The sequence below is a fragment of the Mycobacterium nebraskense genome (genome assembly GCF_002102255.1).
In the GTDB taxonomy this organism is placed as follows: domain Bacteria; phylum Actinomycetota; class Actinomycetes; order Mycobacteriales; family Mycobacteriaceae; genus Mycobacterium; species Mycobacterium nebraskense.
Window position 1 is genome coordinate 1 of sequence record NZ_LQPH01000160.1, and the last position, 12461, is coordinate 12461.

9 protein-coding genes and 1 pseudogene are annotated in these 12461 nt (G+C 68.2%); 7 read left to right on the forward strand and 3 right to left on the reverse strand.

Features of this window, described 5'->3' with window-relative positions; genetic code table 11:
* A pseudogene (locus tag AWC17_RS24375) lies at positions 1-1096 on the forward strand (HAMP domain-containing sensor histidine kinase); the annotation flags it as partial.
* A gap of 52 nt (positions 1097-1148) precedes the next feature.
* Here AWC17_RS24375 and AWC17_RS32840 read toward each other — a convergent pair.
* The 3 genes from AWC17_RS32840 to AWC17_RS24390 all read right to left on the reverse strand — a co-directional run bounded on the left by AWC17_RS32840 (position 1149) and on the right by AWC17_RS24390 (position 3214).
* The gene (locus tag AWC17_RS32840) at positions 1149-1394 is read right to left on the reverse strand and encodes a hypothetical protein (protein ID WP_156181209.1); all 246 of its coding nucleotides are present in this window, start codon (positions 1392-1394) and stop codon (positions 1149-1151) included.
* Between the two features lie 131 nt (positions 1395-1525).
* Positions 1526-2314: a trypsin-like serine protease gene (locus tag AWC17_RS24385; protein WP_046183094.1), complete on the reverse strand. Its 789-nt coding sequence runs from the start codon at positions 2312-2314 to the stop codon at positions 1526-1528.
* 132 nt (positions 2315-2446) lie between these two features.
* The gene (locus AWC17_RS24390) at positions 2447-3214 is read right to left on the reverse strand and encodes a TVP38/TMEM64 family protein (RefSeq protein WP_046183093.1); all 768 of its coding nucleotides are present in this window, start codon (positions 3212-3214) and stop codon (positions 2447-2449) included.
* A 168-nt stretch (positions 3215-3382) separates the two neighbouring features.
* Here AWC17_RS24390 and mutA point away from each other — a divergent pair, with 168 nt between their 5' ends.
* The 6 genes from mutA to AWC17_RS24420 all read left to right on the forward strand — a co-directional run bounded on the left by mutA (position 3383) and on the right by AWC17_RS24420 (position 12421).
* Positions 3383-5260, forward strand: a complete 1878-nt coding sequence (mutA, locus tag AWC17_RS24395; protein ID WP_046183092.1) for a methylmalonyl-CoA mutase small subunit — start codon at positions 3383-3385, stop codon at positions 5258-5260.
* A gap of 5 nt (positions 5261-5265) precedes the next feature.
* Complete coding sequence (scpA, locus tag AWC17_RS24400; RefSeq protein ID WP_046183091.1) at positions 5266-7518, forward strand: methylmalonyl-CoA mutase; 2253 nt, start codon at positions 5266-5268, stop codon at positions 7516-7518.
* Positions 7519-8514, forward strand: coding sequence for a methylmalonyl Co-A mutase-associated GTPase MeaB (meaB, locus tag AWC17_RS24405; protein ID WP_046183090.1), 996 nt, complete (start codon positions 7519-7521; stop codon positions 8512-8514).
* Positions 8515-8570: 56 nt separating this feature from the next.
* On the forward strand, positions 8571-9857 hold the full coding sequence (lipL, locus tag AWC17_RS24410) for an esterase/beta-lactamase LipL (protein WP_046183089.1): 1287 nt from the start codon (positions 8571-8573) through the stop codon (positions 9855-9857).
* Between the two features lie 352 nt (positions 9858-10209).
* Positions 10210-11127, forward strand: coding sequence for a sulfotransferase family protein (locus tag AWC17_RS24415; RefSeq protein WP_046183088.1), 918 nt, complete (start codon positions 10210-10212; stop codon positions 11125-11127).
* Positions 11128-11311: 184 nt separating this feature from the next.
* Complete coding sequence (locus AWC17_RS24420; RefSeq protein ID WP_046183087.1) at positions 11312-12421, forward strand: NAD-dependent epimerase/dehydratase family protein; 1110 nt, start codon at positions 11312-11314, stop codon at positions 12419-12421.
* Positions 12422-12461: the final 40 nt, after the last annotated feature.

Genomic DNA, 12461 nt, shown 5'->3' on the forward strand with positions numbered 1-12461 from the left:
GTATCACCCCCCCGCCGCCCCCGCTCGACGCCACCGCGACGGCCGTCGTGCGTCCGTTGCCGGACGGCGGCCGGGTGATACTGGTCGCCGACACCACGCAAACCACGCAGGTGACGCATCAGCTGCGCCTGCTGATGATCGCGGCGGGCGGGGCGACCCTGCTGGCCGCCGCGCTGTTGTTGGTGGCCGTCAGCCGAGTGGCGTTGCGCCCGCTGGACCGGCTGACGGCGCTGGCCAACGACATCAGGACGGGCGATCGCGGGCGACGGCTGCACCCGGACCGGGCCAATACCGAATTAGGCCGCGCCGCAAGCGCTTTCGACGGAATGCTGGATGCTTTGGAGACTTCCGAGCGCCGGGCTCAGCGCGCCGCCGACGCGGCCCAGCGCGCCGAGGCAGCGACCCGGCACTTCCTCGTCGACGCCGCCCACGAGCTGCGCACCCCGATCGCGGGGATGCAGGTCGCCGCCGAGCAGCTCGCCAACAGTGCCTCGCAGCAGCACGACGACAATGTGGCACACGGTCAATATCGCCGGGCCAGCCTGTTGCTGTCCGACGCTCGGCGCGCCGGGCGGCTCGTCTCGGACATGCTCGATCTGAGTCGCATCGACGCCGGGCTGCCGTTGGACACCCATGACGTCGACCTGGCCGCGATCGCGGATGCCGAAACCGACCGGGCCGCCATGCTCGCGCCGCAACTCACCGTCGGCCGCACGGGCGTGGCCAAGCTGAATGTGAACGCGGATCCCACCCGGCTCGCGCAGATCCTGTCCAATCTGCTCGACAACGCCCGGCGCTACAGCCCGCCCGGAGGCGCCATCACCGTCGACGTCCGCGTGCAGGATGGGGCCGCTGAGGTGACCGTCACCGACAGCGGCCCTGGCATTCCCGACGACGAGCGGGAGCGGATCTTCGAGCGCCTGGTGCGCCCGGATGCCGGGCGCGCCCGCGATCACGGCGGCGCCGGACTGGGCCTGCCGATCGCCCGAGCGCTGGCGCGTGCCCACGGCGGCGACCTGGTGTGTTGGCGCACGACGGCGGGGCGAAGTTCCGGCTCAGCCTGCCGGTCGATGCGGCGGTTGAACGGAACCGGTGAGTGGTGACCGCCCCAGGCGAGGCGGTCACCACTCTGGGTGGCTAGCCCGGTATCAGAATCCCGGCGGCGGTGGCCGGAACGGTCCTCCGGGTGCCGGCGGTGGCGGGGGCCCAAGCGGTCCGCCAGGTGGTGGCGGTCCACCTGGACCACCCGGTCCACCCGGTCCCGGCCCCCAGGGTTGCCCTGGCGGCGGTGGCGGCGGCGGATCTGCGCTCGCCACCGCGGTACCGAAGCCCGCCACGGCCGCCCCCAGGGCGCCCGCGAGCAGCGAACCAGCGATGAGTTCTTTGATCTTCACTCGGCCCATCTCTCCTTGCGTCGGCGGTCATTACCGTTGGGTGCGCAATTGCGCCACGCGCACCGCAACGGACGCGACAGTAGGAAGTCGGGCTGAAGCCAACCTGAAGAAGGCGGCGCGAGCGCGAAGTGTCAGCCGAACGCCGGCGCCGTGGTCACAGCGGTGAGACGCCACTTGTCCAGCCAGGGCTGAACAAGCTCGGCAACCGAGAACTTCGCCGGGACCGAACAACCGGGTTTGGTGTGGGGGTCACCCCCGCGGATGAGGATGCCGACGGCGCTAACGGTGCCGTCGCCTTGATTGAGGTACACCGGGCCACCGGAATCGCCGCACTGGCCGGGCGCCATGAACACGACCTTGCTGTCGGTGACTTCGGTGATCTGTCCACACGCGGCCTCGCCGGAACCCATGCCGAATTTGCAGAGTTCCTGGCCGGTCTGCAAGTTGGCGGTGACGCCGGAGACCGGCAAGGTGGCCCCGATGGCCGGATTCTGGGGAACGCTATCGCCGTTGAGCACGATCAGGCCGATGTCGTGCTGTTCGTTGTGCACCCCCTCGCTGACCGTCTGGCTGAACGTGCCCAGCGTCGTGTAGGGGAGGACGCCGCCCAGGTTCATCGTCACCTTGCTGGCCTCGCCGGGGCGATTGCAGTGGCCGGCGGTTAGGACACCGGGCTGACCGGTGCTGGTGCGTACCAAAAACCCAGCGGTGCAGCCCATTCCGCCCGACCCGTCGGCGTACTGGACGTAAATGCCCGCGCCGGGGCCGATGGCACTCGACGCGGGCAGATCGATCGGTGACAGGAGCGGCGGCGGGGTGGGTTCGTAGGCCGGGCCGGCGTTCCTGGACAGCAGGCCGACGGCCGAAACAAGGGCGGCGGCGCAGCACAGTGCCGCCATCCCGAACAACGCGGAATGCATCCTCGAAGGTTGTTGCGGCGGGTAGTGCACCTGTGTTCCGGCCAACACCCCCCCTTTGAGCGATGCCGGTAAGTCTGTTAGCCCCAGCTTGCCAGTTTTCGGCCCGCCAACCGTCGCGATTGGCCAGATCTTCTAGCTGATTGCGGCCGGCTCGGGGGAGGGCTCGTCGCCGACGGAATTGTGTACGCGCCGATGGTGCCGGCGGTAGTGGCGGATCTCGATGACCAAGCCGGTCAAACCGAGTGTCGCCGTGCACAGCGACACCAGGTACAGCAGCGAGTTGGGGTGACCGGCGAGCGCGTCGCCGAGGATCACCACGGCGGCGGTGCCGGGCAGCAGGCCGCCCAGGGTGGCCAGTGTGTAGGGCAGCAGGCGCACAGTCGATGCACCGGCCGCGTAATTGATCGCCGAAAACGGCACGGCGGGGATCAGCCGCAGCGACAAGATGGCCAGCCAGCCCCGTTGCCGCAAGCGCTCGTCCACCGTGTCGATCGACCGGTGACGCACCAGGCGGTTCAGCCGCCAACCGGCCGCGCGCACCAGTAGCAGCGCGATCACCGCGCTCGCGGTGCTGGCAACCACCGCTATCGCCACACCCGTCAGCGGGCCGAACAACAGCCCGGCGGCCAGGGTGAACGCCGTGCGCGGAACCGGCACCACGGTGGCCACGATGTGTGCGGCCAGGAACGCCAACGGAAACCAGGGGCCGACCGACTGTGCCCAGTCGCGCATCTGCACCGGCGTGGGCAGGGGCAGCCATGACGCGGCCGTGATCAAGAGTGTGATACCGACCACTGTGGCGATCGCCCGGGGCCGCGACAGCAGACGCGCGGACGCGCCCAGCGCGCCGCCGAGGTCGCGCAGCGTCCGGTTGATTCTGCAGGTGGCGGAAGCCGTCACGCCTGTAAAGGTTACGGGCCGCAGGTGAATAACTCGTATCCCGAGGCTGGCGTTTCATCGCGGGCCTGCCCTGATCGCCGCGCCGCGCGGTTTTTTGCCGACAGGCTCGATCAATTAGCCTCATTAGTAAGTCGCAGGCCCCATTTGCTGGCAAAAAGGGAGCAATCGGTGTCCATTGATGTACCCGGGCTCGCCGAACTAGAACAGGTTCGCGGGCGTTGGCGCAGTGCGGTCGCCGGCGTGCTGTCGAAAAGCACCCGGAAGGAACCCGAGGAGCTCGGCGACCAGCCCGAGCGCTTGCTGGAAACCCCGACCTATGACGGCATCGCCATCCGGGCGCTGTACACGGCGCTGGACGAGCTGCCGGAACCGCCGCTGCCGGGCGAATGGCCTTATGTGCGGGGCGCCGACGCGCTGCGCGACGTCAAGTCCGGCTGGAAGGTGGCCGAGGCGTTCCCGGCCGATCGCGTCGTCGGGGTAACGGCCAAGGACGTCAATGCGGCGGTGCTCGAGGCGCTCGGCAACGGGGCCAGCGCGCTGGTGCTGCGGGTGGGGGAGTCCGGCGTGGCCACCGACCAGCTCGAGGGCGCTCTGGAGGGCGTGTACCTGAGCATGGCGCCCGTCATCGTCGACGCGGGCGCGGACTATTCGGCCGCTGCCGACGTCATGTTGGCGATGGCGACCCGAGTGCAGGCCGACCAGCGCGAACTACTCTCGATCGACCTGGGCGGCGACCCGCTCACCGCGACGCTGAGCGACCGTCCCGCACCTGCGCTCGATGAGGTCGTCGCGGTGGCCAAGCGCGCGGCCCGTGAGCGCGGCGTGCGTGCGATCACCGTCGACGGGCCCGCCTTCCACAACCTGGGCGCCAGCGCGACATGGGAGCTGGCCGGTACCGTGGCCGCCGGCGTGGCCTATCTGCGGCATCTCACCGACGCCGGAATGCCGGTCGGCGAGGCGCTACGGCAGATCAGTTTCCGGCTGGCCGCCGACGACGACCAGTTCGTGACTCTCGCCAAAATGCGGGCCGTGCGCCACCTGTGGGCGCGAGTCGCCGAGGTCGTCGGCGACCCCGACGGCGGCGCCGTCACCGTGCACGCGGAAACGTCGCTGCCGATGATGACGCAACGCGACCCGTGGGTGAACATGTTACGCTGCACGCTGGCCGCCTTCGGGGCGGGCGTCGGCGGCGCCGACACCGTGCTGGTGCTCCCGTTCGACGTGGCGATCCCGGGCGGCTTCCCCGGCACGGCGAGAAGCTTCGCGCGCCGCATCGCCCGCAACACCCAGCTGCTGCTGCTGGAGGAGTCACATGTCGGCCGGGTGCTGGACCCGGCCGGCGGGTCGTGGTTCGTCGAGGACCTCACCGCGCGGCTCGCGGAGCAGGCCTGGGAACATTTTCAGTCCATCGAGGCGCGCGGCGGCTTCGTCGAGGCGCACGACTACGTCGCCGACCAGATCGCCGAAGTAGCCACACGACGCGCCGACGACATCGCGCATCGTCGCACCGCGATCACCGGTGTCAACGAATTCCCGAATCTCACCGAACCCGCTTTGGCGCAGGATGATTCGGCTGGTACGCCGCTGGCCGCCGGCAATCTGCAGCGTTACGCAGCCGCATTCGAGGCGCTGCGCGATCGCTCTGACGCCTTCCTGGCCCGCACCGGTGCACGTCCGCAGGCGCTGTTGCTTCCGCTGGGCCCGCTGGCCGAGCACAACATCCGGGCGACGTTCGCCGCCAACCTGCTGGCGTCGGGCGGCATCGAAGCCGTCAACCCCGGAACGGTCGACTCCGCCGCCGCCGCGAAGGCCGTCGCCGACGCCGGATCGCCGAGCGTCGCGGTCATCTGCGGCACCGACAAGCGCTATCAGGACGAGGCCGCGGAAATCGTCGAGGCGGCCCGAACCGCCGGTGTGTCGAGGGTCTACCTGGCCGGACCGGAAAAGGCCGTGGGTGACGCCGAGCACCGGCCCGATGAGTTCCTGACCGCGAAAATCGATGCGGTCGAGGCCCTTTCGAATCTGCTCACTCGACTGGGAGCGTAGCCGCAATGACCACAACCGCACCCGTGATCGGTAACTTCGCCGAGGTCCCGCTGAATGGCGACCGCCCGCTGCCGCCGCCCACCGAAGCCGACGTGGAAAAGCACGTCGCCGGGGCCGCTGCGGCGCACTGGTACTCGCCCGATCAGCTCGAGTGGCACACGCCGGAAGACATCGCCGTCAAACCGGTGTACATCGGCGCCGACCGGGCCGCCGCGGCGGCCGACGGTTACCCGCTGAACAGCTTCCCCGGCGAACCGCCCTTCCTGCGCGGCCCGTACCCCACGATGTATGTCAACCAGCCGTGGACGATTCGCCAGTACGCCGGGTTCTCCACCGCGGCGGAGTCGAATGCCTTCTACCGACGCAACCTGGCGGCCGGCCAGAAAGGCCTCTCGGTGGCCTTCGACCTGGCCACCCACCGCGGATACGACTCCGACCATCCCCGCGTCCAGGGTGACGTCGGAATGGCCGGTGTGGCAATCGATTCCATTCTCGACATGCGTCAGCTTTTCGACGGCATCGACCTGTCGACGGTATCGGTGTCGATGACGATGAACGGCGCCGTGCTGCCGATCCTGGCGCTGTATGTGGTGGCCGCCGAGGAGCAGGGGGTGCCGCCGGAGAAGCTGGCGGGCACCATCCAGAACGACATCCTCAAAGAATTCATGGTGCGCAACACCTACATCTATCCGCCCAAGCCGTCGATGCGCATCATCTCCGACATCTTCGGCTACACCAGCGCGAAGATGCCGAAGTTCAACTCCATCTCGATCTCCGGCTATCACATCCAAGAAGCCGGCGCCACAGCCGATTTGGAGCTGGCGTACACGCTGGCCGACGGCGTCGACTACATCAAGGCCGGCCTGGACGCCGACCTGGACATCGACAAGTTCGCGCCGCGGCTGTCGTTCTTCTGGGGCATCGGGATGAACTTCTTCATGGAGGTCGCCAAGCTGCGGGCGGGCCGGCTGCTGTGGAGCGAGCTGGTTGCCCAGTTCAATCCGAAGAACGCGAAATCGCTTTCGCTGCGCACACATTCGCAGACCTCCGGCTGGTCGCTGACCGCGCAGGACGCCTTCAACAATGTCGCGCGCACCTGCATCGAGGCGATGGCCGCGACACAGGGCCACACCCAGTCACTGCACACCAACGCCCTCGACGAGGCGCTGGCCCTGCCCACCGACTTCTCCGCGCGGATCGCGCGCAACACCCAGCTGCTGCTGCAGCAGGAGTCGGGCACCACGCGACCCATCGACCCGTGGGGCGGTTCGTACTTCGTGGAGTGGCTGACCCATGAGCTCGCGCAGCGGGCCCGCGCTCACATCGCCGAGGTCGCCGAGCACGGCGGCATGGCCCAGGCCATCAGTGACGGCATCCCCAAGCTGCGCATCGAGGAGGCGGCGGCGCGCACCCAGGCCCGCATCGACTCCGGGATGCAGCCGGTGATCGGCGTCAACAAGTACCAGGTCGAAGAGGACCAAGAGGTCGAGGTTCTCAAGGTCGAGAACAGCCGGGTGCGTGCCGAGCAGCTGGCCAAACTCAAGGAGCTGCGGGCGAGCCGTGACCAGTCCGCCGTCGAGGCCGCCCTGGCTGAGCTGTCCCGGGCCGCCGCGGCACACGGCCGCGCCGGGGAGGACGGGCTGGGTAATAATCTGCTGGCGCTGGCGATCAACGCCGCCCGGACCAAGGCGACGGTCGGGGAGATCTCCGACGCGCTGGAAAAGGTATACGGGCGGCACCAGGCGGAGATCCGCACCATCGCCGGCGTCTACCGCGACGAAGCCGGAAAGGCCCCGAACATCGGAACCGCCACAGAACTAGTCGAGAAGTTCGCCGAGGCCGACGGCCGCCGGCCCAGAATTCTGGTGGCCAAGATGGGTCAGGACGGTCACGACCGCGGCCAGAAAGTGATCGCGACGGCCTTCGCCGACCTCGGCTTCGACGTCGACGTCGGCTCGCTGTTCTCCACACCCGAGGAGGTGGCCCGGCAGGCCGCGGACAACGACGTGCACGTCGTCGGCGTTTCGTCGCTGGCCGCCGGCCACCTGACGCTGGTCCCGGCGCTCCGGGACGCGCTGGCCGAGGTGGGGCGGCCCGACATCATGATCGTGGTCGGCGGGGTGATCCCGCCCGGTGACTTCGACGAGCTGTATGAAGCCGGGGCCGCCGCCATCTTCCCGCCCGGGACGGTGATCGCCGATGCCGCGATCGGCTTGCTGCACAAGCTCGCCGAGCGGCTGGGTTACACGCTCGACTAGATGGCCGGCCGCAAGAGGGACTCCGTCGACGAGCTGGCCCGGGCCGTTCGTAGCGGTGACCGAGCAGCGCTTCCGCGAGTCATCACGTTGCTGGAGTCCACCCGCGCCGACCATCACGAGAAGGCGCAGCGGTTGCTGCTCGAGCTGACGCCCGACTCGGGCAACGCGCATCGTGTCGGCATCACCGGGACTCCCGGGGTGGGGAAGTCCACCACCATCGAGGCCCTCGGCATGCATTTGATCGAGCAAGGCCACCGGGTGGCCGTGCTGGCCGTCGACCCGTCGTCGACGCGCAGCGGTGGATCGATCCTCGGCGACAAGACCCGGATGGCGCGCCTGGCGGTGCACCCGGATGCCTACATCCGTCCGTCACCGACGTCGGGCACTCTGGGGGGCGTAGCAAAGGCGACCCGCGAGGCGGTGGTGGTGCTGGAGGCCGCCGGGTTCGACGTGATCATCATCGAGACGGTCGGTGTCGGTCAGTCCGAGGTGGCGGTGGCCAACATGGTCGACACGTTCGTCCTGCTGACCCTGGCGCGCAGCGGCGATCAGCTGCAGGGCATCAAGAAGGGTGCGCTGGAGCTGGCCGACATCGTCGTGGTGAACAAGGCCGACGGGGAGCACCTCGCGGAGGCGCGGGTGGCCGCCCGGGAACTGTCCTCGGCGATCAGGCTGATTCACCCGCGTGAAACACTCTGGCGGCCACCGGTTCTCACGATGAGCGCGATGGAGGGAACCGGGCTGAAGGAATTGTGGGACACCATCGAACGCCATCGTCAGGTGCTCACCGAGGCCGGCGAGTTCGAGGCGCGCCGGCGCGCCCAGCAAGTCGATTGGACGTGGCAGATGGTGCGCGACACCGTCCTGGACCGGGTGCTGTCCAACCCAAAGGTGCGCAAGATGCGCGCCGACGTCGAACGCCAGGTCAAGGCGGGGGAGCTGACCCCGGCGCTGGCGGCGGAGCAAATATTAACGACCGCGTCAGACAACGGATAGATAAATAATCTAGATTTCGCTCCGGGAAGGTGTGAAATCCAAGTAAATTCAAAAGCGTGACGGTTCAAACCCGAGTCGATCGCCGCGCGGTCCCTGTCCACGATGACCTTGACGCAGGTCAGCGTGTGTCCGGCGCGGCGGACTCACATTTCGGATGCGTCGTTCGCAGCTTTTCGACCATGTTCCCCGCCCGCCGCTTCGGCGGCGGCGCCCTGGCGGTGTATCTCGACGGCCAACCCGTCGTCGACGTCTGGACCGGGTGGTCCGACCGGGGCGGTCACCGGCCGTGGTCGGCCGACAGCGCGCCGATGGTGTTCTCGGCGACCAAAGGCATGGCCGCAACCGTCATTCACCGGCTCGCCGACCGGGGGCTGATCGACTACGACGCCCCCGTTGCCGAGTACTGGCCGGAGTTCGCGGCCAACGGCAAGGCGAGCCTCACCGTGCGCGACGTAATGAGGCATGCCGCCGGCCTGTCGGGCCTGCGCGGCGCCAGCACTGAAGACTTGCTGGACCACGTCGTGATGGAAGAGCGACTGGCCGCCGCGGCGCCGGGACGACTGCTGGGCAAGCCGGCCTACCACGCGCTGACCTTCGGCTGGCTGATGTCCGGCCTCGCTCGGGCACTGACCGGAAAAGGTATGCAAGCGCTGATCCGGGAAGAGCTCGCCGAGCCATTGCGCACCGACGGGTTGTATCTGGGTCGCCCGCCGGCCGGCGCGCCGACGCGGGTCGCCCAGATTGTCGCGCCGCAGAACCTCGTGAGGAACCCGGTCCTGAGCTGTGTGACGCGCAAGGTGGCCAACCAGCTGTCCGGAGGATTCCGGTCCATGTACTTCCCCGGCATGGTCGCCGCGGTCCAGGGCGACATTCCCTTGCTGGATGCGGAGATCCCGGCGGCCAACGGGGTGGCGACGGCCCGCGGTCTGGCACGGATGTACGGCGCCATCGCCAACGGCGGCGAGGTCGACGGCATCCGGTTCCTGTCCCGGGAGATGGTCGCCGGCCTGACCGGTCGACGCAGCCTGCGTCCGGACCGAAACCTGTTCGTACCACTGGCATTTCACCTGGGCTACCACAGCTTGCCCATCGGGAACGTGATGCCCGGCTTCGGGCATGTCGGGCTGGGTGGTTCGCTCGGCTGGACCGATCCGGCGAGCGGGGTGGCCTTCTCGCTGGTGCACAACCGGCTGCTGACACCATTCGTGATGACCGACCATGCGGCGTTCGTCGGAATTTATGCGCTGATTCGCAAGGCCGCCGAGAAGGCGCGCAAACGCGGCTTCGAGCCGGTGACGGAATACGGGGCGCCGTACTACCAGCCGGGGGCCGTCGCGGGTTGATCGCCGCGCAACCAGTCCTCGATAATTTACGCCTGCGTTTGCTACAGCTCTCGATTACGGGATTGTGTCGGCAAGATTTCTACCGCCGAGCGGCATCTCAGCTGTGAATCGGCAAATACTGCGGGATAGCGGGTTGCGTTGCTACGATTCCGCCAGTATCTGACAGTGCCCAAACCAGGGTGGGGGCCCTTGTTTATGGCGTCTCGGAGGGTTTGCTGCTCTCCTGCTTAACGATGGATGGTGGACAGTGCTGAGCGGTATCACAAAAAACGTCAGTCGCAGGGGCCAGGCAACCGGCAAGAGGGCGTTGAACGGGAGTGCAACCCGGCCGAGCGCCATCTTCGTCCTGGGTATGGGGAGATCCGGAACGTCTGCCCTCACCCGGGTGCTCTCGCTGTGCGGTGCCACGCTTCCGGTCGGGATGATGGGGGCCGACGAAGGCAACCAGCGTGGATATTGGGAACCGCGCGAATCCCTGTTGCTCAACCGGGCAATTCTGGAACGTCACGGCAGCGCTTGGTGGGACCCTTCGCTGCGCGTGCTCGAGGAAGGCGAATTCAGCGCCAAAGAGAAGGCCTCTTGCATGGTTGACATCCAGTCGTATGTCAACAAGCTTCCGGCCGCCCCGCTGGTGGTCATCAAGGACCTGCAGATCAATGTGCTCGCCGACATGTGGTTCGAGGCCGCGCGCAAGGCCGGCTTCGACATCGCCGTGGTGATCGCGGTGCGCCACCCGCAGGAGGTGGTCCCGTCGATGGGACGCCTCGCCGGGGCGTCGCCGGAGCTGGTGAGCGCCTTATGGCTCAAGGGCAACCTGGTGTCCGAACGCCAGACGCGCGGCCTGCCGCGGGTGTTCGTCGAGTACACCAACCTCCTCGACGATTGGCGCCGGGAAATGAAACGGATTTCCACGGCGCTCGGCATCGATCTCGTCGCCGAGGACGAGGCGGCCGTCGACGAGTTCCTGTCGCCGGACCTTCGGCGCAATCGCGACTGCGACGGTCCGCCCACGGATCGCTTCGGCACCGACTGGATGTCGGTGGTCTACCGCGCGATGCACGCCGCCGCCGCGGACGAGCCCTGGGACGAGGCCGAGTTGGATCGCGTTTTCGAGGCCTACCGGGCGAGCGAACACGATTTCCGGACGGCGTTCGACAACGCCCGCGGTTACTCCAACAGCACGCTGGTTCGGCTGCTCAGGCCTTCCGTCATGAAACCCATCCTCGAGGTCGTCGCCATGGCGCACCGACGCAGGGGATCTTGGGCCTAACCGCCGTCCACCGGGGCGCCTAATCGCGCCCTTCGGTCGCCGTCGCGCGCCCCTGACACCTATCCGGGCAATCCAGCTTTCGCCGAGCGGGCCCCCGATATGATCGACCGGATCGCACCTCGGCAGGCGTGCCGGTCAAACTTTTCCGCACTCAACTGGGAGGCGCCGGCTCTTGTCATCGTCCGTGCTCATCACCGGAGGCGCAGGCTTCATCGGTTCCGCGCTTGCGCACCGCCTGGTCAAAGTTGGTTGTGACGTCGCCGTCATGGACGTTCTGCTCCCACAGGTGCACGACGGGCGCGCGATCGACCTTCCGCCGTCCGTGCGGTTCTTCACCGGCGATGTCACGCACGCGCCCGACTGGGACGCCGTGCTCAGGTTGTTCCGGCCCACCCAGGTCGTCCATCTGGCGGCCGAAACCGGGACCGCTCAGTCGCTCACCGAGGCGACGCGCCACGGGGCGGTGAACGTCGTGGGCACCACCCAGATGCTGGACGCGTTGGGCCGCAAGGGACTGGTGCCCGAGCAATTCGTCCTGGCGTCGTCCAGGGCGGTCTACGGCGAGGGCGCGTGGCTGTCCGGCGGTGAGGTCTTTTATCCGCCGCCGCGCAGCCATGCGCAGCTGGTGGCCGGCATCTGGGATCCGCCGGGGCCCGCGGGCGAACCGGCGGTGCCGCTTCCGAGCTCCGCGGGCCGAACGGAGCCGCGGCCCACCAACGTCTACGGGGCGACGAAGCTCGCGCAAGAGCACCTGCTGGCCGCCTGGGCGGCCGCGCACGACACCAATCTCAGCGTGTTGCGTCTGCAGAATGCCTTCGGGCCGGGTCAGCCGCTGAGCAATCCGTACACCGGTGTCGTGCCGTTCTTCGCGCGGTTGTCGCGGGAGGGACGCGCGTCGGAGGTGTACGAGGACGGGCGAATCGTGCGCGACCTGGTCTTCATCGACGACGTGGTGGATGCCGTTTTCGCCGCGGTTCAGCAGCCCGCCAAGGGTTCCCGTTGCCTCGACATCGGGTCGGGAATCGGGACGACCATTCATGAGCTGGCCAGGAAGATCGCCGCGGCGTTCGACGCGCCGGAACCGGTGCTCGTCCCCAAGTTCCGCGATGGCGACGTCCGCGCCGCGAGTTGCGACATCCAGCCGGCGATGGACGAGCTCGGTTGGCGCCCGAAGTGGACGCTCGACGACGGTCTGCGTGTGCTGCTCGAGTGGATCGGCAGCCTCCCCGAGTCCGGCCCCGCGGCGAGCGACAGCGTCGGTGGCCGGCCGGTCGAGCATGCCGGCCATCGCTAAAAGCGATCGGCCATTAACTACATGGTTAATTTCGGGCACT

Bases quoted from the DNA above. Each gene is read 5' to 3' on its own strand.
- AWC17_RS24385 (WP_046183094.1), bottom strand. From the start codon at position 2,314: ATGCATTCCGCGTTGTTCGGGATGGCGGCACTGTGCTGCGCCGCCGCC.
- scpA (WP_046183091.1), top strand. From the start codon at position 5,266: ATGACCACAACCGCACCCGTGATCGGTAACTTCGCCGAGGTCCCGCTG.
- meaB (WP_046183090.1), top strand. From the start codon at position 7,519: ATGGCCGGCCGCAAGAGGGACTCCGTCGACGAGCTGGCCCGGGCCGTT.
- AWC17_RS24415 (WP_046183088.1), top strand. From the start codon at position 10,210: ATGGGGAGATCCGGAACGTCTGCCCTCACCCGGGTGCTCTCGCTGTGC.